The organism is Morganella psychrotolerans (assembly GCF_001676055.1).
In the GTDB taxonomy this organism is placed as follows: domain Bacteria; phylum Pseudomonadota; class Gammaproteobacteria; order Enterobacterales; family Enterobacteriaceae; genus Morganella; species Morganella psychrotolerans_B.
In genome coordinates this window covers 382,390-406,814 of record NZ_LZEX01000001.1, presented here as the reverse complement: position 1 = coordinate 406,814, position 24,425 = coordinate 382,390, and the positions used below count along the sequence as shown (strand labels likewise).

The 24,425-nt window shown below is 49.1% G+C and carries 18 protein-coding genes and 2 pseudogenes; 16 read left to right on the top strand and 4 right to left on the bottom strand.

Annotated features, from left to right (window positions below; genetic code table 11):
- Nucleotides 1-43 precede the first annotated feature (43 nt).
- From AYY17_RS01825 to AYY17_RS22030, 8 genes are all read left to right on the top strand, one after another.
- Complete coding sequence (locus tag AYY17_RS01825) at nucleotides 44-262, top strand: hypothetical protein (protein ID WP_067420797.1); 219 nt, start codon at nucleotides 44-46, stop codon at nucleotides 260-262.
- A gap of 116 nt (nucleotides 263-378) precedes the next feature.
- Entirely contained in the window at nucleotides 379-1,062 is a 684-nt protein-coding gene (locus AYY17_RS01820; protein WP_067420795.1) for a C40 family peptidase, read from the top strand.
- A 45-nt stretch (nucleotides 1,063-1,107) separates the two neighbouring features.
- Nucleotides 1,108-1,530: a hypothetical protein gene (locus AYY17_RS01815; protein WP_067420793.1), complete on the top strand. Its 423-nt coding sequence runs from the start codon at nucleotides 1,108-1,110 to the stop codon at nucleotides 1,528-1,530.
- Between the two features lie 56 nt (nucleotides 1,531-1,586).
- Nucleotides 1,587-2,177 carry a tail assembly protein gene (locus AYY17_RS01810; RefSeq protein WP_067420791.1) on the top strand — a complete coding sequence of 197 codons (591 nt, stop codon included), beginning with the start codon at nucleotides 1,587-1,589 and terminating at the stop codon, nucleotides 2,175-2,177.
- 33 nt (nucleotides 2,178-2,210) lie between these two features.
- Entirely contained in the window at nucleotides 2,211-5,381 is a 3,171-nt protein-coding gene (locus tag AYY17_RS01805; protein WP_067421296.1) for a TipJ family phage tail tip protein, read from the top strand.
- 19 nt (nucleotides 5,382-5,400) lie between these two features.
- Nucleotides 5,401-5,724 carry a hypothetical protein gene (locus AYY17_RS01800; protein WP_067420789.1) on the top strand — a complete coding sequence of 108 codons (324 nt, stop codon included), beginning with the start codon at nucleotides 5,401-5,403 and terminating at the stop codon, nucleotides 5,722-5,724.
- Between the two features lie 2 nt (nucleotides 5,725-5,726).
- Nucleotides 5,727-6,395 (top strand): hypothetical protein, encoded by a 669-nt coding sequence (locus AYY17_RS01795; RefSeq protein WP_067420787.1) that lies wholly within the window; start codon nucleotides 5,727-5,729, stop codon nucleotides 6,393-6,395.
- A gap of 52 nt (nucleotides 6,396-6,447) precedes the next feature.
- A complete protein-coding gene (locus AYY17_RS22030; RefSeq protein ID WP_067420785.1) occupies nucleotides 6,448-7,866 on the top strand; it encodes a phage tail fiber protein in 1,419 nt (472 codons plus the stop codon).
- Nucleotides 7,867-7,943: 77 nt separating this feature from the next.
- Here the strand turns inward: AYY17_RS22030 and AYY17_RS01785 are convergent, their stop codons facing one another.
- The 3 genes and pseudogenes from AYY17_RS01785 to ppsR all read right to left on the bottom strand — a co-directional run bounded on the left by AYY17_RS01785 (nucleotide 7,944) and on the right by ppsR (nucleotide 10,827).
- Nucleotides 7,944-8,189, bottom strand: coding sequence for a DinI-like family protein (locus tag AYY17_RS01785; RefSeq protein WP_082981219.1), 246 nt, complete (start codon nucleotides 8,187-8,189; stop codon nucleotides 7,944-7,946).
- Nucleotides 8,190-8,731: 542 nt separating this feature from the next.
- Nucleotides 8,732-9,780: pseudogene (locus AYY17_RS01780) on the bottom strand (3-deoxy-7-phosphoheptulonate synthase).
- 183 nt (nucleotides 9,781-9,963) lie between these two features.
- Nucleotides 9,964-10,827, bottom strand: coding sequence for a posphoenolpyruvate synthetase regulatory kinase/phosphorylase PpsR (gene ppsR, locus AYY17_RS01770; protein ID WP_067398142.1), 864 nt, complete (start codon nucleotides 10,825-10,827; stop codon nucleotides 9,964-9,966).
- A gap of 199 nt (nucleotides 10,828-11,026) precedes the next feature.
- On the opposite strand from ppsR, the pseudogene ppsA reads away from it, so the two are divergent.
- A pseudogene (gene ppsA, locus AYY17_RS01765) lies at nucleotides 11,027-13,425 on the top strand (phosphoenolpyruvate synthase).
- A 512-nt stretch (nucleotides 13,426-13,937) separates the two neighbouring features.
- On the opposite strand, the gene ydiK reads toward ppsA, so the two are convergent.
- Nucleotides 13,938-15,062, bottom strand: coding sequence for an AI-2E family transporter YdiK (gene ydiK / locus AYY17_RS01760; protein ID WP_067420782.1), 1,125 nt, complete (start codon nucleotides 15,060-15,062; stop codon nucleotides 13,938-13,940).
- A 208-nt stretch (nucleotides 15,063-15,270) separates the two neighbouring features.
- On the opposite strand from ydiK, the gene ydiJ reads away from it, so the two are divergent.
- From ydiJ to sufS, 7 genes are all read left to right on the top strand, one after another.
- Nucleotides 15,271-18,339: a D-2-hydroxyglutarate dehydrogenase YdiJ gene (gene ydiJ, locus AYY17_RS01755; RefSeq protein WP_067421295.1), complete on the top strand. Its 3,069-nt coding sequence runs from the start codon at nucleotides 15,271-15,273 to the stop codon at nucleotides 18,337-18,339.
- A gap of 47 nt (nucleotides 18,340-18,386) precedes the next feature.
- Nucleotides 18,387-18,812, top strand: coding sequence for a hotdog fold thioesterase (locus AYY17_RS01750; RefSeq protein WP_067420780.1), 426 nt, complete (start codon nucleotides 18,387-18,389; stop codon nucleotides 18,810-18,812).
- A gap of 405 nt (nucleotides 18,813-19,217) precedes the next feature.
- Nucleotides 19,218-19,598, top strand: a complete 381-nt coding sequence (sufA, locus tag AYY17_RS01740) for a Fe-S cluster assembly scaffold SufA (RefSeq protein ID WP_067364760.1) — start codon at nucleotides 19,218-19,220, stop codon at nucleotides 19,596-19,598.
- Between the two features lie 15 nt (nucleotides 19,599-19,613).
- On the top strand, nucleotides 19,614-21,098 hold the full coding sequence (gene sufB, locus AYY17_RS01735) for a Fe-S cluster assembly protein SufB (protein WP_067420776.1): 1,485 nt from the start codon (nucleotides 19,614-19,616) through the stop codon (nucleotides 21,096-21,098).
- Nucleotides 21,099-21,150: 52 nt separating this feature from the next.
- The gene (sufC, locus tag AYY17_RS01730; RefSeq protein WP_067420774.1) at nucleotides 21,151-21,897 is read left to right on the top strand and encodes a Fe-S cluster assembly ATPase SufC; all 747 of its coding nucleotides are present in this window, start codon (nucleotides 21,151-21,153) and stop codon (nucleotides 21,895-21,897) included.
- A complete protein-coding gene (gene sufD, locus AYY17_RS01725; protein WP_067420771.1) occupies nucleotides 21,872-23,188 on the top strand; it encodes a Fe-S cluster assembly protein SufD in 1,317 nt (438 codons plus the stop codon). Before sufC ends, sufD begins: the two co-directional genes overlap by 26 nt.
- Nucleotides 23,185-24,423: a cysteine desulfurase SufS gene (gene sufS, locus AYY17_RS01720; protein ID WP_067420769.1), complete on the top strand. Its 1,239-nt coding sequence runs from the start codon at nucleotides 23,185-23,187 to the stop codon at nucleotides 24,421-24,423. Before sufD ends, sufS begins: the two co-directional genes overlap by 4 nt.
- The last annotated feature ends 2 nt before the right edge of the window (nucleotides 24,424-24,425 follow it).

Genomic DNA, 24,425 nt, shown 5'->3' with positions numbered 1-24,425 from the left:
ATTCTGATAATGTTCACCTTAAATCTATTATTGAGGTGAGATCATGAAGCAATATATAACGTTATTATTACCATTTTTATTTCTATCAAGCGCAGTAGCAGATGAAAATAGATACTGGTATGAAGACTGCCGTGTATATAGCCTGGATGAAGTTACAGAACTCAGCAAAAAAGCCAAAAATGAACCAGTTTTAACTGTCGATGAACTTAGAGTGAAAGGAAAGAAATTCACAGAAGGATATGTGAAAAAACGCGGAGTGTGATCTTAAAAATCTTTCAGAATTTAAAAAATATTTAGAAAATAAGTTGTCAATCATTGATGGTGAGTTAGATAAAAAATAAGGATAAATAATAATGCGTGATGTTTTAATAAAAAAAAATATTAAGCCACGCCGAACAGGAATACCCCCGTGAATGCTGCGGGGTGATCGTCCAAAAATCTCGCGTTATAAAATATTTCCCGTGCCGCAATATCGCCGGTGAGCCGGAAAATCACTTTATCTTATCGCCGGAAGACTACGCCGCCGCCGAAGACTGGGGAACGGTGACTGGTATTGTTCACAGTCATCCGGATGCCACCACTCAGCCCTCTGAACTGGATAAATCACAGTGTGATGCGCTCGGGGTTCCGTGGTATATCGTCAGTTGGCCGGAAGGTGATATCCGGACCATTCAGCCACGCGGAGACCTTCCGCTGGTGGGGCGACCGTTCGTTCTCGGTTTTACTGACTGCTACGGGCTGGTGATGGATTATTACCGGCAGGAGCATAGCATTCAGTTACCGGATTACCGTGCAGATTACTGCTGGTGGGAGCAGGGCGAAAACCGCTATGCCGATAACTGGCAGACAGCGGGCTTTATTCAGGTTGAAGATCCACAGCCCGGCGATGTTATCGTGATGCAGGTACAGGCAACAGTCGCTAATCATGCAGGCATCCTCCTCGCGGATAATATGCTCCTGCATCATTTATACGGACACCTCAGTCAGCGTGTTCCCTATGGCGGGTACTGGCGCGACCGCACAGTTATGATACTGAGACATAAAATATTCATGACAAACTGACTTGCCGTGGTTACCCTTATCTTTATTTTTTAATGGGTTCCCGGAATGAAAAAATTACTACTTATTACTGTGTTTACTCTGGCTGGGTGTGCCACCTCAGCGGTGAATCCTGACTTAGCCAGGGTCGCCCCTAAAGACAGAGTTTTTACCTCTGATGCAAAAAGTGAAAATACAGGCTCTGTAACTGTCATTCGTGATTCAGGCATGGTCGGTGGCGGGTGTTTTGCCACGGTATTCATTGATGGTGAGCGTGCGGCAAAATTAGATCCGTCAGAAAAAACCACTTTTAATGTAAAAGAAGGTGAGCATATTCTCGGCGCTTCACTGGAAGGACGCGGACTTTGTTCATCGGGAGCGGCGCGTCAGGAGCGTGAATTTAATATAAATTCAGGTGATAATAAATATTATCGGATATTCACGGATCAAAATGGAAACATGGATATCAAGCCGACCACACTTTCCCGTTAAATTAATTTTAATATAAAAACCAAACCCGCTCCGGCGGGTTTTTTAATGGAGTAAGTATGACTGAAGTCATGACAAAAATAGAGCTCGGTGCTGTGCTTGGTAAAACGTTTGGCAAAGTACATCAAAGACTGATCAGTACAACATCAGAATCTATCCGCGCACTATGTTGCACAATCCCGGGATTTGAGCAATTTTTAAATACAAGTAAGGCGCGGGGGCTGACTTACGCGGTATTTCGCGGAAAGAAAAATATTGGCGTTGATGATCTTGGGCTACCGGTAACCGATGAGGTTGTTCGTATCGTACCTGTCATTATTGGCAGTAAAAAGGCTGGTGTACTTCAAACTATATTCGGTGCGGTTCTTGTGGCGGTCGGAGCCGTTGTTACCTATTTCGGAGGAGGGGCAATAGGTGTCCCAATGATGCAAATGGGTGCAGCAATGGCACTCGGTGGCGTAATCCAAATGCTATCCCCGCAGCCCGGCGGACTCGCCATGAAAGACCAGGGCGAAAACAAACCCTCATACGCATTCGGATCCCCGACTAACACCGTTTCACAGGGCTACCCTGTACCCATCGGCTACGGCAAACGCCGCATCGGTGGTGCTATTATTTCAGCCGGTATCTACGTCGAAGATCAGCAGTAAACCCTCTCTCAGCTTTTATCAGGAAATCTCATGATGAACTCAATCACCGGTCGCAAAGGTGGCGACAGCAGCCCGCGCACGCCTGTAGAACAGCCGGACGACTTACAATCCACAGCAAAAGCAAAGTTACTTCTGGCGCTCGGTGAGGGAGAATTTGCCGGTGATCTGACCGGGAAAAATATCTTTCTTGATGGTACGCCGCTGCTGAACGATGACGGCTCGGAGAACTTCAGCGGCGTGGTATGGGAATACCGCCCCGGCACTCAGGCGCAAACCTACATCCCCGGCATGCCGTCTGCTGAGAATGAAATTAATGTCGGTACCGTTATTCAGAGTAACACCCCGTGGATCCGCGCATTCACCAATCCGCAGTTATCCGCTATCCGCGTCCGTCTGAAATGGCCGTCACTGTTCCGTCAGGAAGATAACGGCGACATGACCGGCAACGAAGTAAAATACGCTATTGATCTGCAAACAGACGGCGGGAGCTGGAAAACGGCGGTGGACGGCAGCGCCAAAGGTAAAACTACCTCAGGCTATGAGCGCACCCACCGTATTGAATTGCCTCAGTCCGCCACATCATGGACGCTGCGTGTCCGTAAAATCACCCCGGATGCGAACAGTGCCAAAATCGGTGACGCGATAGTGCTGCAAAGCTACACCGAAGTGATTGACGCCAAACTGACTTATCCTCATACCGCATTGCTCTACATCGAGTTTGACTCAAAACAGTTTAACGGCAGCATTCCGCAGATCACCTGTGAACCGAAGATGCGCGTTATCCGGGTGCCATCGAATTACGATCCGGAGCACCGTACCTACGCCGGAACGTGGGACGGCTCGTTTAAATGGGCGTGGACCAATAACCCCGCCTGGATATTTTACGACATCGTCGTTTCTGATCGCTTTGGTCTTGGCGACCGCATCAAAATGCAGAATATCGACAAATGGGAGCTGTACCGCGTTGCACAATACTGCGACCAGCTGGTGCCGGACGGCAGGGGCGGCAGCGGTACCGAGCCGCGCTATGTGTGTGATGTCTACGTGCAGGACAGAAACGAGGCATACACCGTACTGCGGGACTTTGCCGCTATCTTCCGGGGCATGACCTACTGGGGCGGTAATCAGATTGTCACCCTGGCGGATATGCCGCGCGATATCGACTACAGCTATACAAAAGCTAATGTCATTGACGGTAATTTCGGATACTCCGGGAGCAGCAGCAAAGCCCGTTATTCCTCTGCGCTGGTATCGTATTCCGACCCGCTCAATGGTTATTCGGATGCCATGGAGCCGGTATTTGAAACAGAGCTGGTATCCCGGTTCGGCTTTAATCAGCTGGAAATGACCGCCATTGGTTGCAGCCGGCAATCAGAAGCCAACCGTAAGGGCCGATGGGGTATTCTGACCAATAATAAAGATCGCATGGTGACCTTCAGTGTCGGCATGGACGGCAATATCCCGCAGCCGGGGTACATCATTGCAGTTGCTGATGAACGGGTGTCCGGAAAAGTAACCGGCGGACGCGTCAGTGCCGCAGACGGGCGGAGTATCACCCTCGACCGCAAAGCAGATGCTGCAGCGGGGGATCGGCTGATGCTCAACCTGCCGTCCGGTAAGTCTCAGGCCCGCACTATTCAGATGGTCACTGATAACGTTATTACGGTGACCACCGCGTACAGTGAAGTGCCTGAGGCGGAATGCGTGTGGGTGGTTGAATCTGACGAGCTGTACGCTCAGCAATACCGCGTTATCAGCGTGACAGAGAATGACGACGGCACATTTACTATCTCGGCCACCGCGCACGATCCTGATAAATACGACCGGATTGATACCGGCGCGGTACTCGACGAGCGCCCGATAAGCGTGATCCCTCCCGGCAACCAGTTCCCGCCGAAAGACATCATTATTGATTCTTACTCTGTCATCCGGCAGGGGATCAGCGTGGAAACCATGCGGGCAACCTGGCAACCGGCAGATAACGCCATCGCCTATGAAGCGCAGTGGCGGCGTGACGATGGCAACTGGATAAACGTATTACGTAACTCAACGACATCATTTGAAGTGCAGGGCGTGTATTCAGGGCGCTATCTGGTGCGCGTCCGGGCAATTAATGCGGCTGAGATATCCAGCGGATGGGGGTATTCAGAGGAAACCCGGCTGACCGGCAAAGTCGGGGATCCGCCGGTGCCACTTAATTTCCGTGCATCCACACTGGTTTTTGGCATCAAACTGAACTGGGAATTCGGGCAGTTCACAGAGGACACCCTGAAAACCGAAATTCAGTACAGCAAAACCAATGACGGCGAAAATCTGTTACTGCTGGCAGACGTGCCGTACCCGTCCCGCTCTCACGAACTCGCAGGGCTTGCCGCCGGTACCGCATTTTATTTCCGCGCGCGGCTGGTGGACAAAACCGGTAATCAGTCACCATGGACCGAGTTTGTGCGCGGCGTGGCGGAGTTTGACGCCTCAACCATTATTGATGAAGTTGCCGCCGGGCTGGGTGATTCAGCCATCATCAAAGACCTGCAGTCTCAGGCAGATGACAATTTCGAAGCCATCATCAACAACGCCAACAACGCTTACGGACAATGGAATTACTGGCAGCGCGAAAGTGGCGTGATGAAAGCAGAAATCATTGAAGTCCGCAACTACACAGTAACTGAGACAACGGCACTTGCTGAGAAAATCGACGCGGTTAAAGTTACTGCCGACGGCAGCTTTGCCATGGCTGAAAATTCCATCCGCGCTAAGTGGGATATGGAATCCAATCAGGCATCCGTCATTCACGATATGAAAGTAAGGATCAACTATCAGGGCACCGATTATTCCGCAGGCATGGTAATTGGCGCAGAGCTGAAAAACGGACAGGTGACAACGCTTATCGGCTTCAGCGCACAGCAGTTTGCGTTTTATAACCCGGTCAATAAGTCGATGGACCTGTTTATGTATATGAAAGACGGGAAGCTTTTTGTTAAAGAGGCGTTCATTAGTGAAGCCTGGATAAAGAGCCTTATCGTTATGGACAAAATTCAGTCTGAGAATTATGTACCGGGTAAGCAAGGATTTATTCTTGATGCGAAAAAAAATAAATTTGAAATGAACTCGAATGAAACCGGCGGGGGGCTTACATTTGATGGAACCGGCCTTTATTTACGGGATGAGCGTGGGAATCTCAAAATTGAAATAGCATTAAAATAGTGAAATTACAGGAAATTATATGGCTAAAAATCCGGTTTTTAATGTCTATCATGATACTGGTGAAATAGATAATATTATAGATTCTCTTGCGTTTGTCATTCACTCTGAACAAGTTGATTTTTCAAAAACAAGCATGACATTCGACAGCCGGTATCTGAAAGGGGGCGAGAAAATAATAGCTGTCCCAATAGTTACCCATAGATCAGAAATGCAGGGCAACTACCCGACAGTAACAAATATAAATATTTCCGGTAATAAGGTGACATGGAAATATGAACACGACAGCGGAATGGCAAGTGCCACAATCCCTATTATTCATATATTTAAGCTGATGGGGAAGTAGCGATGAAACCTGTTATATCAGTAAATGGAGCTGAATTAGGAATTTTGTCCTCAATTACCTATGTTTTAGAAAAAATACTGGACATGAGTAAAGACGGAATAAAAGAACCCGGGATGTATGACTTTGTTCGTGGAGATTATGCCGTTTTATATCCATCCATGTGGGATAAATATATTGTTTTTCACCGTGATGCAAGGATGGACGGAATTGGTTCAAATATGCTTCGCCATGGGTGGAATAATAAAAGTTTGCGGTTTTTAACTACGAATACCGTGAATATTTATATTTATAGACCGATTGTAGCGTCAGACATAGATACAAAAATAAAGGTTAATATGTTTAATGATGATAATAAACTATTCTATTCATCAGGTAAGTTCCCATTAAGAATAAAAACAATTATATCAGACTTAACTTATGGCGGAACGATATTGGATATACAGAAACCATTAGATTACCGGAGCGGGTATGCGGGCTGCATGGTGTTAAGTTATATTTCCACATCATTCGAAATGAGCTTTGGTGGTTTTGTTTTCGGGTTTGGTGTAACAAAAGATGGTTATGTGACGCGGGCATCGAATCTTGTCGGGTTGGGTGGCGGAGGTGCGTATGTGAATGATATCGGATGCATTGTTGCTTATGCCCCGGATGCTTATCCGCGCTGGAAGTAAATAACTCAACCGCTCCGGCGGTTTTTTTTCGTCCAAAATTCAGGGGAACCCCATGATTTACACAGACGGCACAATTGCCATAAAAGCCGGATCACCGATTGTCACCGGCACCGGAACACAGTGGAAAAAGAACATTCACGGCGTGGCGCCGGGGCAAATGGTAAGCATTGAAAACGGCACTAACCCGATAAATATGATGATCCGCGCAGTGAACAGCGACACAGAGCTAGCGTTGTCATTCAATGCCCCGGTGGCGCGCAGCGGCGCTAAGTATTCTATTGCCACCACAGTGCCGGATACCATTTCTGACGCCGCCCGCACCATGTCAGCGAATCAGGGCTATATCGTGTATTTCCTCCAGGCAATGCAGCAATGGATGACAGACACCGGTAAAGTAGAAGTTGAGCTACCAAACGGGCAGAAAGTGACGCTGGATAGTGTTAAGGCGATGAATGAGGCTTTAAGTGGTGTACTAAAATACTCACCTCATGTGAATACCGGTGCAACAGATTCATCCGGAAACGGGTCGGTCAACTTTGCGGGTAACATGGGGCGCGTGTACAGGACGAAGGCCGGAGTCATCACAATTTATTCGCGACCAAATGAAGCCGGCTCAGGGTATACAACTTCGTACCAATTGCCGGAAACGGCAGGTACAGTTATAGGTGCCGACAGAACGTGGGTCGGAGACAATTTTTTCTTCGCTCAGCGTGAAGTATATGCAGCCCCTCCGGGAACGACTGTGCGCGGGTCATGGTCTGGCACACAAGCTATATCCTATGCTAAAGGGATTAATTTCGGGTATCCGGGAAGTAATAACAGTGACACGGGGCAGATGTACATAGGGTATAACGGAAAAGGTTACCTGTATTTCTTAAATTCAGGGTCTAATGGAGGGAAATTTGGTGGGGAGATAGCACTAATAGGCTCCAGTGTAGCATTTGACGGTAGTGGTTTTCTGAAAAAATCATCACCAATTATCCGGGTCCACCCGAACGGCAGTTTTGAAACCAACGACGAATCTGAAGGTGCAGAAGTTAATCGCACTGACACTGGCCAGTACCATATTACCGGCATCCTCGGCTATAACTCAGATGGCGCATGGGGTGTAAACGGCGGTATTTCAGTACCGAAAGACAATAACGGTCTTGAGCTGGTCTATGTCGCTGACCGCGTACTGGAAGACGGCGGGATCATCATTGAAACCTGCCACCGGCAACACACCCACCTCCCGGACAAATTCCAGAACTGGCGCCTGAAAGAAATCACTGCTGACGGCGACCGTGTTTTCTATCAGGACGGCGAACCCTGCGACCTGCCGGAATACACCCGCCTGGACGTTCGCGTAGAAATGCCACAAGGCTCAGTGTGGAATGTGAAGCAGCGTGAGCTGGCGGAGCATATGGAACGTGAGCAGGCAGAGCGTGAAGTGCAAGAGGCTGCGGAGAAGGCGGTGGAAGCAGAGGAATAAAATAAGCCGCACTGGTGGAAGATCCGGCGCGGCTGTCAGTTACTTATCAAAATACTCTACATCATCAGAAGCACCTTCTACTTCCGGCATCCAGCGTCATCCTCCATAATCTCCTGCAGTATTTCCTTCACTTTTTTATTGTCCTTATCATTTTTCCCGCCGGTTGCCGACATCGAGGCATTGGTTCCCCACGCAATGCGAACGTTCATATCCTGATACTGAGCCCGCAACTTTCGGTCAATTTCCTTTTCCAGAGCCTCGAATATGCCTAGCGGCATCATCTCTTTTTGGTTACTGCTGAAAATAATATCAATACGGAGCATGCGATCACCTCTTAATGCACTGTTTAAATATACAGTGCAATGTAAATCTACGGACTAGCATTGTCAAGGGTCGTCACTTTGTATCATTATCTATGTGTACATGCTCATGTACATAATGATAATTTAATGACGGTATATTTGATTTATTTAATTGATATTAAAGAAGTATATTTGATTTGTATTTATTCTGATGCTGAATAATAATGCGTTTTTGCGGACCCAGGAGTACCCGGCTGCTGATCACCGCAATACTGGATTTTCGTGGTGCCGGATGGCCGGGCCCGGTAACGCTTAAGCCCTTAACGTCAGAAACGTCAGAATTACTTTCTGTCATAATTATTCTATTTGATATCGGTTATCATTCGCAAATAGTATTAACAGGGAAGAGGATGAGTTCAAGGGATTTTTATTTGTCGTGCGGAGTTTGGCAAAAAAAGTGAGCGGGATCTCAACTTTATTACTGCCGAATGATAACTACGGGTGATGAATAAAAAAAGGATGCCGTGGCATCCTGTTTTTATTTTGTATCAGACGGGAAAGGCTCAGGAAAAACGGGCATCGGCCGCATCCGCCAGGATATCCAGCAGTGTCACGGTATCTGCCCAGCTCAGGCACGGATCCGTGATAGATTGTCCGTAAACTGGGGCCTTGTTGTTGACAAGTTTCTGTGTGCCTTCCTGAATAAAACTCTCTGCCATCACGCCGGCAATCGCGCGGGAGCCATCTTTAATCTGCTGTGAGACATCACGGGCGACATCTAACTGACGACGGTGAATTTTCTGGCAGTTGCCATGGCTGAAATCAATGATCAGGTGTTCCGGCAAATCAAACTGGCGGAGCTGGTCACAGGCATGTGCTATATCGCCTGCGGCATAGTTCGGTGTTTTACCGCCGCGCATAATAATGTGACCGAACGGGTTACCCTGCGTCTGGTAAATTGTCATCTGTCCTTCTTTATCCGGCGATAAAAACATGTGTCCGGCCTGTGCGGCGCGGATCGCATCAATAGCAATTTTAATATTGCCGTCGGTGCCGTTTTTAAAGCGACCGGGCAGGAGAGTGCGGAAGCCATTTCCCGGTGGATCTGGCTTTCTGTCGTGCGTGCGCCGATAGCGCCCCAGCTGATAAGGTCTGCGATATATTGCCCGGTGACCATGTCGAGAAACTCGGTGGCGGTCGGGACATTCAGTGCATTAACATCAATCAGCAGCTTGCGGGCAAGGCGGATCCCGTCATTGACCCGGCAGGAGTTATCCAGGTGCGGATCAGAGATTAAACCTTTCCAGCCGACAACGGTGCGGGGCTTTTCAAAATAGGTGCGCATGACAATTTCCAGCCGGGACTGGTATTTTGGCAGCAATTCACTCAGGCGCTGTGCATAATCCAGCGCGGCGATGGTGTCATGAACGGAGCAGGGGCCGATAATAACCAGTAAACGCGGATCATCGCCGGTTAGAATGCGTTCAATTCGCGTGCGTGACGTTGTCACATTTTTATTTATTGTCTCGGTGACCGGGAACTCTCCGGCCAGCGCTGACGGGGTGATGAGTTTATCTACCGCCCGTGTGCGCAATTCATCCGTTTTTTCCATAAGTAAATACTGTCTCTGAAATCGGTCTGTTGCTGTGTGTAATCACAGTGATACCGATCACAATAAACGAAATCAGGATGATTACAAGACAGAATTTAATAAAGTGGATCACACTGTGTGCTGATCCACTTAACCGTTTCCGCCAGCCTGTTTTTCTGACCCGCGGTATCTGAAACAACGACATTAAAACATGCGGCGGTTTAAGCCTAATGAGTCAATGATTTTGGTGGAAATTTCCTCAACAGAGTAATTGGTGGTATTGAGGTAGCTGATTTTATGTTTACGGTACAGGGCTTCCACTTCGGCAAGTTCCATACGGCACTGGCGGATAGACGCATAGCGGCTGTTTTCGCGGCGCTCTTCACGGATAGCCGAGAGACGTTCAGGATCGATAGTTAATCCGAATAATTTGTGGTTATGCGGCTTGAGGGCTGCCGGTAACTGAAGATTATCCATATCATCGGCGGTAAACGGATAGTTTGCCGCCTGAATACCAAACTGCATCGCAAGATAGAGGCTGGTCGGTGTTTTACCGCAGCGGGAAACGCCGAGCAAAATCACCTGCGCCTGGTCCATATTACGCAGAGAGACGCCGTCATCATGCGCCAGCGCAAAATCAATGGCGGCGATACGGGCATCGTACTGGCTCAGATTGCGTTTGGATAACCCGTGTGTCCGGTTAAAAATCGGCTGCGGATCCATCTGAATCTCTTGTTGTATCGGCGCGACCAGTGTTTGTACTATATCCTGGCAACAGCCTTTACTGGCGGTGATCGCCTCCCGGACATCCTGACAAATAATGGAGTAGAACACCAGCGGGCGTAACCCGGTGGTGTCATAAATGGTATCAATCTTTTGTTTGATTTCCAGTGCACGATCAACAGTTGCCACAAAAGGCAGGGTATACGCGATGATATCAATCGGAAACTGTGACAATACGGCATGACCTAATACTTCCGCCGTAATAGCTGTTCCGTCAGAAATAAAGAAAACACTCCGTGTCTCTTTATTTTTTGTATCAGAAGATGAGCCGGTTGTGATAGACATGTTATTTATTTTCCTATGTTTTTTGCTGAATCGATAATCCGGAGCAACGGCACAAATAAATTCAAACCTGATTATAAAGGATAAAAAAAATATTGTAATCGGGTTGATCGATTCACCTGTCTATATTCACCTGAACATTGTGATAATCTGTTTGTGATGCTCAACAGAGCGCTGTATTTCCGACTTTACCTTCTTTTGAATGTTAAAAGGATTGCTTGCAATGTCCAACAATGGCCAGACTCCGTGTAATGTACTTTGGTATAACCAGTTAGGTATGAATGACGTACCCCGTGTTGGTGGTAAAAATGCGTCTTTAGGGGAAATGATAACCAATCTTTCCGGGTTAGGTGTGTCTGTTCCCAATGGTTTTGCCACCACGCACAGGCCTTTAATGACTTTCTTGAGCAAAGTGGCGTTAACCAGCGTATCTATGAATTGCTGGATAAAACGGATGTTGATGATGTGAATCAACTGGCGAAAGCGGGTGCTCAAATCCGCGGATGGGTGATTGATACCCCGTTCTCCGCTGAGTTTGAAAATGACATTCGTCAGGCTTATGAGCAACTGTCTGAAGGGGAAAAAGGGGCGACATTTGCGGTGCGTTCATCTGCCACCGCCGAAGATATGCCGGATGCCTCATTTGCCGGACAGCAGGAAACCTTTTTAAACGTGCAGGGTATGGATGCCATTATGGTAGCCATCAAGCACGTTTTTGCCTCACTGTTTAATGACCGCGCGATTTCATATCGTGTTCACCAGGGCTATGACCACCGCGGTGTTGCACTGTCTGCGGGTATTCAGCGCATGGTGCGTTCAGACCTCGCGTCATCGGGTGTGATGTTTACTATCGATACCGAGTCCGGTTTTGATCAGGTTGTCTTTATTACCTCCGCTTACGGCCTGGGTGAAATGGTGGTTCAGGGCGCGGTTAACCCGGATGAGTTTTATGTCCATAAACCAACCCTGGAAAAAGGCCGTCCCGCTATTGTGCGCCGCACAATGGGATCGAAAAAGATTCAGATGGTGTATGCCGATGATAAGAGCCACGGCAAACAGGTCCGTATCGAAGATGTTGCGGCTGAAAAATGTGGGCGCTTCTCACTGACAGACAGTGAAACCGAAGAGCTGGCAAGACAAGCGGTAACCATCGAGAAGCACTACGGCCGTCCGATGGATATCGAATGGGCGAAAGACGGGCACAACGGCAAGCTGTATATCGTTCAGGCGCGTCCGGAAACTGTGCGCTCCAACCAGCAGGTTATGGAACGTTACCAGCTGAACGGACAGAGTAATGTGCTGGTGGAAGGCCGCGCTATCGGTCATCGTATTGGTGCCGGTAAGGTTAAAGTTATTCATGACCTCAGCCAGATGGACCGAATTCAGCCCGGTGATGTGTTAGTTACTGACATGACGGATCCTGACTGGGAACCTATCATGAAAAAAGCGGCGGCGATTGTGACCAACCGCGGCGGACGTACCTGTCATGCGGCGATTATTGCGCGTGAACTGGGTATTCCGGCTGTTGTCGGCTGTGGTGATGCCACTGAATTGCTGAAAGAAGGTCAGGCGGTTACTGTCTCCTGTGCTGAAGGGGACACCGGTTATGTCTACAGCGGAGAGCTGGAGTTTGCTATCCACGCATCTGAAATAGATAAAATGCCGGAAGTGGGCACAAAAATCATGATGAACGTCGGTAACCCTGATCGTGCATTTGATTTTGCCTGCCTGCCGAATGAAGGTGTGGGTCTTGCCCGCCTGGAGTTTATTATCAACCGTATGATTGGCGTGCATCCGCGTGCATTGCTGGAGTTTGATAAGCAAACCCCTGAGTTACAGGCAGAAATCCGCAGTATGATGGCGGGATATGATGATCCGGTTGAGTTTTATATCGGTCGTCTGACTGAAGGGATCGCGACACTTGCGGCGGCATTCTATCCGAAGAAAGTGATTGTGCGTCTGTCTGATTTTAAATCAAATGAATATGCAAACCTGGTCGGCGGGGATATCTACGAACCGGATGAAGAGAACCCGATGCTGGGCTTCCGCGGAGCCGGTCGTTATGTTCATGACAGCTTCCGTGACTGTTTTGCGCTTGAGTGTGAAGCGGTAAAACGTGTGCGTAATGAGATGGATCTGACTAACGTGGAAGTCATGATCCCGTTTGTCCGTACTGTTGCTCAGGCAGAAGCGGTTGTGAATGAACTGGAAGCACGTGGTCTGAAACGCGGCGAAAATGGCCTGCGCCTGATTATGATGTGCGAAATTCCGTCGAATGCTCTGTTGGCTGACCAGTTCCTTGAGTTCTTTGACGGCTTCTCTATCGGTTCAAACGACATGACTCAGCTGACGCTGGGGCTGGATCGCGACTCCGGTGTGGTGTCAGAACTCTTTGATGAGCGCAACGATGCCGTGAAAGCACTGTTATCTATGGCTATCAGAGCGGCAAAATCACATAACAAATATGTGGGAATTTGTGGGCAGGGCCCGTCAGATCATGAGGATTTTGCACAATGGCTGCTGGAAGAGGGAATCGACAGTGTTTCTCTTAATCCGGATACTGTTGTGAAAACCTGGGTCGCATTAGCAGAAAATAATTAACAGCATCATTTAAAATGCTCAGAAAAAAGCCCGGATTAGTCCGGGCTTTTTTTATAATCAAATATCACAATAAATGTATTTATATATAATCAAATGCTATGACTAATGTGTGTTTTTACATAAATCAAACTGAAATCAAACTAAAACCAAATAAGAATACCTGAATAACAGGCAAAAAAAAAGCCTATCATGGGCTGACAGGCAAAGACTACACACAGCAATATTTTGTATTCTGAAGATACCGTTTTTAATGAATAACGGAACCTTTTAATTCGTTACTTGATGACGGATATATTAAAATAATTAAGATATCCCTGCATTAAGAATTGTCTCAATATATAATTTACTGATTGTAAGATAAGTGAAATATATTCAGAACGTCTGTATGTATTTAGAATAAGTACTGACCCTGTATCTCAATGTATATTAATATTTCAAATTATTAATGTTAGTTATGAAATTTAATTGAATAATTAATTAAATATAGCAAAGGTGCATTTCTGCACCTTTGATTAAAAACTTATTTTTTTTTCTGAGAGTTGTTCTTCCATATACGCTCTGACCTCGGTCAAATCATCGGACGGACGTGGTACATCATTCATCCAGGCCTTCAGTAAGGTATAGGAAACGGCCAGCACCACAGGGCCGATAAAGAGTCCGATCATCCCAAGGGATAACATCCCGCCGATAACACCGGTCAGTATCAGTACCATCGGCAGGTCAGCGCCCATTTTTATCAGGAACGGGCGCAGCACGCCATCCATGGTGGCAACCGCGGCGGCCCAGACAATCATAATAATTGCCCAGGTGGTATCACCGGTCCAGAACAGGAAGATAATGGACGGGATCATTATCAGCAGCGGGCCGAGTTGTGCCACGCAGCAGATAAAAATCAGCACTGTCAGGATAGCGGCAAACGGCACACCGGCAAGTCCCAGCCCGATACCGCCGATAATAGCCTGAGTTAGTGCGGTAACCACAACGCCGAGTGCGACTGCGCGCACAGACATTGCTGCCAGCAGTACTGCCGCATCACCGCGCATTCCGGCAAGACGGATAGCAAAATGGCGGAATCCGCGCATAGCCTCTTCCCCCTGCAGATACAGCAGGCCGCTGAACATCAGCATAATCGCCAGATGGAACAGAAATTTACCGGCACTCAGCAACTGTGTCAGGAACCAGGCGGCACTCTGCCCGAGGTAAGGTTGTACTTTTGCCATCATGGCATTGCCGCCGCTGGCAACAAGCGATGTCCAGTTGGCAAACAGCTTAGGTCCGATAACCGGGATAGAGTCCAGCCAGTACAGTTCCGGCAGGGTCAGTTGTCCGGGGGATTTTACCCAGCGCATCAGTGGCTCACTGTTTTCAACAATGCTGTTAATCAGTAACGCCAGCGGGAAGACAAATAAAAGAATAATCAGGATAACCATAATGCAGGCCGCTATCCAGCGGCTGTTGCGGACGCGGCGCTGGATACGCTTAAAGACCGGCCAGGTTGCAATGACAATCATACCTGCCCAGACGAAGCCTAAAATAAACGGGCTTAATACCCAGAAACTAATAATAATGAGAATTGATATCGCGCCAATGGCGAATATTAATTTAGGTAAGTCATAACCAGGCTGCGATTTTTCCACAGATAAGTTTCCCTTTGTAAATGAAAAAACTGTATGTTCCTAATAAAGTAGCGCGAATATTGCGTTATTTCAGGGAGCGCACAAAATGAATACATTGTATGTTAAGGTGAATATTCCCGCCTGAATTATGCATCAGAATGGCGTGTTAACAACATAATTATACTGTCGAATTCGCAATGTGACCATTTATGATAAAGAGCCGCAGATAATGATCCCACGATTAACGCAATCTCCGCAGGTAAGCCCGGAAACCGGACGGTATATCATCGCCCTGAACGAAAGCGGATTTACCGGTGATACCACAACCCGCTATGGTGAGCGCCTGACGCTCGCCACGGACAACAGTATTTATCAGCTTCTGCCGCAGGCGATTGTGTTTCCGCGCTCGGTGGCGGATGTGATTTTAATCATGCGTATTGCCTCAGGGGATGAATTCCGCTCGGTTCAGTTTACCCCGCGCGGCGGCGGAACCGGCACCAATGGTCAGTCGCTGAACAGCGGTGTGGTGATTGATTTATCCCGCTATATGAACCGTATCCTTGAAATTAACCCGGAGCAGGGTTGGGTGCGCGTCGAAGCCGGGGTGATTAAAGATCAGCTGAATGCGTATCTGAAGCCGTACGGTTACTTTTTTGCCCCGGAGCTTTCCACATCAAACCGCGCCACACTCGGCGGCATGATTAATACAGATGCGTCCGGGCAGGGCTCGCTGGTGTACGGGAAAACATCCAATCATGTGCTGGGGCTGCGTTCGGTACTGATCAACGGCGAATTGCTGGATACGCAACCGATCCCGGTCAGTGTGGCGCGGGCGTATGCAGAAGAGGACAGTGTGACCGGGCAGTTGTACCGCACCACACTGGACAGTTGTGAAGCAAACCGGCAGTTAATTCTGGATAACTTCCCGAAACTGAACCGTTTTCTTACCGGGTATGATCTGCGCCATGTCTTCAGTGATGATTTACAGACCTTTGATTTAACCCGCATCCTGACCGGCTCGGAAGGAACACTGGCGGTTATCGCGGAAGCAAAACTGAATATCACGCCATTGCCTGCGGTGCGCCGCCTGGTGAATGTTAAATATGATGCTTTTGACTCTGCACTGCGCAATGCCCCGTTTATGGTGGCGGCGCAGGCACTCTCTGTGGAAACTGTTGACTCAAAAGTGCTGAACCTGGCGCGGGAAGATATTATCTGGCATTCCGTCAGTGAACTGGTCACGGATGTTCCGGATAAAATCATGCTCGGGCTGAACATCGTTGAATTTTGCGGCGATGACCAGGCGCTTATTGACGGTCAGGTTGCCGACCTTTGTGAGCGCCTTGACCGGTTGATGGCAAATAATGAAGCGGGTGTGATTGGCTATCAGGTCTGTCAGGATCTGACCGGCATAGAGCGTATTTATGCAATGCGTAAAAAAGCGGTGGGATTACTGGGTAACAGTAAAGGGGCAGCAAAACCGATCCCGTTTGCGGAAGACACCTGTGTGCCGCCGGAGCATCTGGCTGACTATATTACTGAATTTCGCGCCTTGCTGGACAGTCATCATCTTGAATACGGTATGTTCGGGCATGTGGATGCCGGTGTGTTGCATGTCCGCCCGGCACTGGATATGTGCTCGCCGGAGCAGGAAGTGCTGATGAAACAGATTTCCGATGAGATTGTGGGACTGACAGCAAAATATGGCGGATTGCTGTGGGGAGAGCACGGCAGAGGATTTCGCGCACAATATGGTGAGGCGTTTTTCGGCGACACACTTTATCGCGAGCTACGCCGGATAAAAGGCGCATTTGACCCGGAAAACCGGCTCAATCCCGGCAAAATTTGTACGCCATCAGACAGTGATGCACCGTTGGTGCAGGTGGATGCGGTAAAACGCGGCACTTATGACAGAGCCATACCAATAAATGTGCGAAATGCATTTGCCGGGGCACTAAATTGCAACGGCAACGGACTATGTTTTAATTTTGATGTAAAAAGCCCGATGTGTCCGTCCATGAAAATAACGCAGTCCCGTTTTCACTCCCCGAAAGGCAGAGCGGCACTGGTGAGAGAGTGGCTGCGCCTGTTGGCAGAGCAGGGAACGGACCCGGCACTGTTAGCTGAATCTGTCCCGCACAGCCGTGTCTCTCTGCGCGGGCTGATCGGAAAAACCCGGCATACCTGGCGGGCATCGCGGGGAGAATATGATTTTTCTCATGAAGTGAAAGAGTCCATGTCCGGTTGTCTGGCCTGCAAAGCCTGTTCAACACAATGCCCGATCAAAATTGATGTGCCGGAATTCCGTGCCCGCTTCCTGGCGCTGTATCACGGGCGCTATCTGCGTCCGCTGCGCGACCATCTGGTCGCCAATGTTGAAAGTGGTGCGCCGCTGATGGCGAAAGCACCCCGCGTATTTAATTTTTTCCTGAAACAAGCCTGGGTGCAGACACTCAGTGAAAAAACAGTCGGTATGACAGACCTGCCGCTGCTGTCTGCGCCGTCACTGAAGCAGCAGCTTGCGGGCAGCAAAGCCACATCCGTCACTCTCGAAATGCTGGAAGGCATGAGTGAAAGTGAGCGGCAGGCGGGGCGTTATCTCTTTATTGTACAAGATCCTTTTACCAGTTATTTTGATGCCAAAGTGGTGGCTGACTTTGCCGCACTGACAGAAAAACTCGGTTTTCATCCGGTACTGCTGCCGTTCAGCCCGAACGGTAAAGCGCAACATATTAAAGGTTTTCTTGCCCGTTTTGCCCGTACCGCAACCCGGACCGCTGATTTTCTCAATCGCGTGGCGCGCCTCGGCTGCCCGATGGTGGGCGTTGATCCTGCGCTGGTGCTGTGCTACCGCGATGAATATAAAACGGTATTGTCCCCTGATAAGCAGTTGTTCCGCGTGATGCTGGTGCATGAGTGGCTGACTGAATATGCAGATCTGCTCCCTGAAATAGCGGCACCAACAGATAACCGTCCCTGGTATTTATTCAGTCATTGTACTGAATCGACCGCATTGCCGGACAGCGTCAATGCGTGGAAGGCCATTTTCAGCCGTTTCGGCGCATCGCTGCAACCGGTCAGTGTCGGCTGTTGCGGTATGGCGGGAACTTACGGACATGAAATGCCGAACCTGGAACGCTCAAAAGGGATTTATCAGCTCTCCTGGGCGCAGCCGTATCAGACATTGGTATCAGAGCGCTGCCTGACCACCGGGTACTCCTGTCGCAGTCAGGTTAAGCGGATGGAAGGTAAAGTAATGCTGCACCCGTTGCAGGCGCTGCTGACACTGGTGCCCTGAAACTGATATCCTGAAACCGGACAAACACGATAACCCGGGAGAGTTCTATGATATGGAAACGCGCCACCACACTGGCAGAGCTGAATCAGATTGCGCAGGGAAATATGCTCAGTCATCTGGGGATTGAATTTACCGCGCTGGAGCCGGAACAGCTGATCGGCACAATGCCGGTTGACGAACGGACAAAGCAGCCGCACGGATTATTGCACGGCGGTGCATCTGTGGTGCTGGCAGAAAGTCTCGGCTCAGTGGCCGGTTATCTGTGCAGTGAAGGAGATGAAACCGTGGTAGGCGTGGAAATTAACGCCAATCATGTGCGGGCGGTTCGCGGAGGGCGGGTTACCGGTCACTGTAAAGCGATACACCTGGGGCGTAACCAGCAGGTCTGGTCGATAGAAATCTATGATGAACAGCAAAAGCTGTGCTGTATATCTCGCCTGACCACGGCTATCCTGCATGGATCAAAAAAATAACATTACCCTTATTCATTCAAACCGCAGGTTCGTTGGCTACAGCTTGAATGACGTTGGGTATACATCCGATATTCAGCCGGTATTTCTTATTTTTTTCAGAAATGATGAAATACCGGTTCCCGTCTTTAAAGCTGCATTTATAATGATCCTTTTGTGCGATAGATACTGTACTATTCGGTACTATAAAATACACGTGCAATAAAAATAGTTTTAATCTTTATAACAACAGCTTAATTCACTTCCCACACGAAAATGATACGCGCATTCACGCTGTTTTGTCTATTATTTATACTGATATCGGAATGCCCTTTCAAAGCAAGTGGTTGAAGTGGGAAACATTATCGTTAACATAGTGTTTACGGAGAGCTACCGTCGGCGAAAGCCGTAAATTTTATGAGGTCAATGATGACAACAAATACTGCAAACCCGGTGGAAACATTTTCACTGAATGACAATGACTGGACAGGCGTCACACTGACGGCGGCCGCCGCAAAACAGATTGTGACACTGATGAATAACACGCCGGACAGCATCGGGCTTTGCCTGGGTGTCAAACAATCCGGGTGTGCCGGGTTTGGTTATGTTTTTGACATGATTAATCAGGCGGATGCGGGGGATATGCTGTTTGAACGCGATGGCGCCCGCCTGTATGTTCCGCGCAAAGCGATGCCGTTTATTGACGGCACAGAAGTGGATTTTGTCCGCGAAGGACTGAATCAGATATTTAAATTTAATAATCCGAAAGCACAACATGCCTGCGGGTGTGGTGAGAGCTTCGGGGTTTAAGAGCGAAGCCATATTATGTCTCAGAGCAATCCGGAAATGGGTGAAGAAGTTCAGACCTGGCTGAATGACGGGCGCTATAAAGAGGGCTTCTTTACCAACGTCGCCACCGATGAATTGGCGAAAGGAATAAACGAAAACGTTATCCGTGCTATTTCTGCCAAACGAAATGAACCGGAGTGGATGCTGAATTTCCGCCTGGAAGCCTTTGAGCACTGGCTGGGCATGGAAGAGCCGCACTGGCTGAAAGCCAATTATCCTTACCTTGATTATCAGGATTACAGCTATTACTCCGCGCCATCCTGTGGTGCCTGTGATGATAACTGCGGCTCTCAGCCGGGAGCAACCCAAAGCCCGGCGGGCAGTTTCCTGACCAGTGAAGTGGAAGATGCCTTTGAAAAACTGGGGGTTCCGGTTCGTGAGGGACAGGCGGTTGCGGTAGATGCTATTTTTGATTCCGTTTCAGTATCAACAACCTATCGTGATGAACTGAAACAGCACGGGGTTATCTTCTGCTCATTCGGGGAAGCGATTCATGATTATCCGGAGCTGGTACAGAAATACCTCGGCAGTGTGGTATCAAGCCATGATAATTTTTTTGCCGCACTGAATGCCGCAGTTGCCTCTGACGGTACTTTTGTCTATATCCCGAAAGGCGTGCGCTGCCCGATGGAACTGTCCACCTATTTTCGCATTAACGCGGCGAAAACCGGTCAGTTTGAGCGGACGATCCTGATTGCCGATGAAGGCAGTTACGTCAGTTATATCGAAGGTTGTTCAGCACCGGTACGGGATACTTATCAACTGCATGCGGCAGTTGTTGAAGTGATTATCCTCAAAGATGCGGAAGTGAAATACTCCACTGTCCAGAACTGGTTTGCCGGTGGCGAGACACAGGGCGGGATCCTCAATTTTGTGACCAAACGGGCACTGTGTGAGGGTGAAAACTCACGGATGTCCTGGACACAATCAGAAACCGGCTCGGCCATCACCTGGAAATACCCGAGTGTTATTCTCAAAGGGGACAATTCTGTCGGTGAATTTTTCTCTGTTGCCCTGACCAATGGTTCGCAGCAGGCCGATACCGGGACGAAAATGATCCATATCGGGCGAAATACCAAATCCACCATCATTTCAAAAGGGATTTCTGCCGGGAAAAGCCAGAACAGCTATCGCGGGCTGGTAAAAATACTGCCGGGTGCGGAAAACGCCCGTAACTTTACCCAGTGTGATTCCATGCTGATCGGCACAGAATGCGGCGCTCATACCTTCCCGTATGTGGAAGTGATGAATAACAGTGCGCATCTGGAGCATGAAGCGACCACCTCGCGTATTGGTGAAGATCAGCTGTTTTATTGCCTGCAGCGCGGGATCAGCGAAGATGATGCGATCTCTATGATTGTGAATGGTTTTTGTAAAGACGTGTTCTCTGAATTACCACTGGAATTTGCCGTGGAAGCACAGAAGCTGCTGGCGATAAGCCTTGAGCACAGCGTGGGTTAATTACATCAGAATCAGCGCCCGCGGACTAACCGGCGGGACGGAGTAGTACATTATGTTAAGTGTAAAAGATTTGCATGTCAGCGTGGAAGGTAACGAGATCCTCAAAGGCTTATCCCTTGAGGTGAAACCGGGTGAAATTCACGCCATTATGGGACCGAACGGCTCCGGAAAAAGTACCTTATCCGCAACTCTGGCGGGACGGGAAGATTACGAAATCGATGGTGGCACCGTCAGTTTTAAAGGTAAAGACCTGCTGGAGCTGGCACCGGAAGATCGCGCCGGTGAGGGGATTTTCCTGGCGTTTCAGTATCCGGTGGAAATTCCCGGTGTCAGCAATCAGTTCTTCCTGCAAACCGCAGTGAATGCGGTGCGCAAGTACCGTAGCCAACCTGAGTTAGATCGGTTTGATTTTGCTGATTTTATTGAAGATAAAATTGAGCTGCTCAATATGCCGCAGGATCTGCTGACGCGCGCGGTGAATGTCGGGTTCTCCGGCGGTGAGAAAAAGCGTAATGATATCCTGCAAATGGCAGCGCTTGAGCCGTCACTGTGCATCCTGGATGAAACCGATTCCGGGCTGGATATTGATGCCCTGAAAACCGTGGCAAATGGTGTGAACCAACTGCGCAGCCCGGAGCGCGCTTTTATTATTGTCACGCACTATCAGCGCATCCTCGATTATGTGAAACCGGATTTTGTTCATGTGCTGTATCAGGGCAAAATTATCAAATCCGGTGATTTCTCACTGGCTAAAAAACTGGAGGAACAGGGATATGGCTGGCTTATTGACCAACAGTGAACGCGCGCTGAAACGCAGTCAGGTCAGTGAGCGCAATGCAGCGGCAATGGCACAGATTGACGCGCTGATTGCACAACGCCAAAGCCCGCTCTCTGACAATGCCCGGCATCACTGGCAACTGGCACAAAAAACCGGCTTTCCGGCGTTTCGTCAGGAAGACTGGCATTATACATCACTGGATAATCTGCTTGCGGCTGAGTATCAGCAACGGACCGGTACAATTGATGCACTGCCTGCGGGCGTGATGACAACACTCGATGCTTACCGCGTGGTGCTGGTGGACGGTGTGTTTGCGCCACAGTGGAGTGATACCGATTTTGGTGCTTATGAACTGCGCATTGCTGATGACAGACGTGAGTTTCCGGCGGCAGTGAACGGCGAGATCTTCCTGCACCTGACGGAAAGCCTCGCGCAAAGCCCGTTGATTATCCGTGTGAAACCGGGTGTACAGGCAGAAAAACCACTGTATATCGTGAATATTTCAATTGCCGGTAATGATGCGCTGAATATGAATCACAGCCGTTATCATCTTGAGATAGGGGCAAATGCAGCCGCCTCGGTGATTGAACATTTTATCAGTTCTGACAGCACATCCGCACATTTTACCGGTACACGACTGACCGCAGCGATTGGTGAAAACAGTGATTTTCGCCATCTGAAACTGGGTTTTGAAAATGCACAGGCTTATCATTTCGCTCACAATGATTTAGTGATTGATGCCAATGCCCGGGTGGAAAGCACCAGTTTTCTGCTCGGCGGCAAACTGACCCGCCATCACACCAGCACACAGCTTAACGGTGAAGGCGTGATGCTTTCCATGAACAGCCTGGTACTGCCGAAAAATGGTGAGGTTGCCGATACGCGGACATATCTGGAGCATAACAAAGGTTATTGTGAAAGCCGTCAGCGCCATAAAGTTATTGTGATGGATAACAGCAAAGCCGTATTCAACGGCATGATTAAAGTTGCCCCGCACGCGCTGAAGACAGACGGACAGATGACCAACAACAATCTGTTACTGGGCAAAAAAGCGGAAGTGGATACCAAGCCACAGCTGGAAATCTATGCTGATGATGTGAAGTGCAGCCATGGCGCGACCATCGGGCGGATTGATGAAGAGCAGCTTTTTTATCTGCGCGCGCGCGGGATCCCGGAAAAAGAAGCGAAGCAGATGATTATCCTCGCGTTTGCCGCAGAACTGACGGACAGCATCAGTGACAGCGTTCTTAATGATGTGGTGATGACGCGCATTCGCGGAGCACTTGATCAGGGTGATAAGGAGCGGGCATGAGTTATCCGGTACAGCAGTTGCGGGCAGATTTTCCGGTTCTGTCCGCTATTGTGAATGATAAACCGCTGGTCTATCTCGACAGCGCTGCCAGCGCACAAAAACCGCAGCAGGTTATTGATGCGGTCAGTGATTTTACAGCTCACCATTATGCCGCGGTTCACCGCGGTATTCACACATTGAGTGCGCAGGCGACCGCTGCCACAGAAGCGGTGCGGAAAAAAGCAGCTGACTTTATTAATGCGCCGCAGACTGAAGAAATCATTTTCGTTAAGGGCACGACGGAGGCAATCAATCTGGTTGCAGACAGTTTCGGGCGGGCGTTTTGTAACGATGGTGACAATATCATTATTACTGAAATGGAGCATCACGCTAATATTGTTCCCTGGTATATGCTGGCAGAGAGCGCCGGAATTGAGATCCGCGTTATCCCGATGGCGGATGACGGCACGCTGATCCTCAGTAAATTACCGGAACTTATTGATAACCGGACGCGTTTGCTGAGTTTTACGCATCTGTCTAATGTGCTCGGCACAGTGAACCCGGTGCGGGAAATTATCGCACAGGCGCGTGAACTGAGCCGTAACGCGGGCGGAGAACTTGCAGTGCTGGTAGACGGCGCACAGGGTGCAATGCACCTGCCGGTCGATGTACAGGCGCTGGATTGCGATTTTTACGCCTTTTCCGGTCATAAACTATATGGCCCGACAGGAACAGGTGTGTTATGGGGACGAAAATCCCTGCTGGACGATATGCCGCCGCGTGAAGGCGGTGGTGCGATGATTGCTGAAGTCAGTTTAACCAACGGCATTACCTATGCGGGAGTTCCCTGGCGTTTTGAAGCCGGAACCCCGAATATTCAGGGGATTATCGGGCTGGGTGCCGCGCTTGATTATCTGAACCGTATTGGTATGAACGCGATTGCCGCACATGAGCATGCACTGATGCAATATGCGGTTGCGCGTATGAATGACGTTCCGGGTATTATTCTGTACGGTAATTCGCAGCGCGAAGGCGTGATTGCGTTTAACCTCGGTGTTCATCATGCGTTTGATGTTGGTGCTTTTCTTGACCGCTACGGCGTGGCAGTCCGTACCGGGCATCACTGCGCACAGCCGCTGCTGGCGCACTATGGTGTCAGCGCTATGTGCCGCGCCTCATTTGCGCTCTACACCACAGAGGCGGACATTGATATACTGATAAGCGCACTGCAACGAACTGCAAAACTGCTGGGTTAAGT

Bases quoted from the DNA above. Each gene is read 5' to 3' on its own strand.
- sufD (WP_067420771.1), top strand. From the start codon at position 21,872: ATGGCTGGCTTATTGACCAACAGTGAACGCGCGCTGAAACGCAGTCAG.
- sufB (WP_067420776.1), top strand. From the start codon at position 19,614: ATGTCTCAGAGCAATCCGGAAATGGGTGAAGAAGTTCAGACCTGGCTG.
- AYY17_RS01805 (WP_067421296.1), top strand. From the start codon at position 2,211: ATGAACTCAATCACCGGTCGCAAAGGTGGCGACAGCAGCCCGCGCACG.
- sufA (WP_067364760.1), top strand. From the start codon at position 19,218: ATGACAACAAATACTGCAAACCCGGTGGAAACATTTTCACTGAATGAC.
- ydiJ (WP_067421295.1), top strand. From the start codon at position 15,271: ATGATCCCACGATTAACGCAATCTCCGCAGGTAAGCCCGGAAACCGGA.
- ppsR (WP_067398142.1), bottom strand. From the start codon at position 10,827: ATGTCTATCACAACCGGCTCATCTTCTGATACAAAAAATAAAGAGACA.
- AYY17_RS01815 (WP_067420793.1), top strand. From the start codon at position 1,108: ATGAAAAAATTACTACTTATTACTGTGTTTACTCTGGCTGGGTGTGCC.
- AYY17_RS22030 (WP_067420785.1), top strand. From the start codon at position 6,448: ATGATTTACACAGACGGCACAATTGCCATAAAAGCCGGATCACCGATT.
- AYY17_RS01795 (WP_067420787.1), top strand. From the start codon at position 5,727: ATGAAACCTGTTATATCAGTAAATGGAGCTGAATTAGGAATTTTGTCC.
- AYY17_RS01785 (WP_082981219.1), bottom strand. From the start codon at position 8,189: ATGCTCCGTATTGATATTATTTTCAGCAGTAACCAAAAAGAGATGATG.
- AYY17_RS01800 (WP_067420789.1), top strand. From the start codon at position 5,401: ATGGCTAAAAATCCGGTTTTTAATGTCTATCATGATACTGGTGAAATA.
- AYY17_RS01750 (WP_067420780.1), top strand. From the start codon at position 18,387: ATGATATGGAAACGCGCCACCACACTGGCAGAGCTGAATCAGATTGCG.
- AYY17_RS01825 (WP_067420797.1), top strand. From the start codon at position 44: ATGAAGCAATATATAACGTTATTATTACCATTTTTATTTCTATCAAGC.
- sufS (WP_067420769.1), top strand. From the start codon at position 23,185: ATGAGTTATCCGGTACAGCAGTTGCGGGCAGATTTTCCGGTTCTGTCC.
- AYY17_RS01810 (WP_067420791.1), top strand. From the start codon at position 1,587: ATGACTGAAGTCATGACAAAAATAGAGCTCGGTGCTGTGCTTGGTAAA.
- sufC (WP_067420774.1), top strand. From the start codon at position 21,151: ATGTTAAGTGTAAAAGATTTGCATGTCAGCGTGGAAGGTAACGAGATC.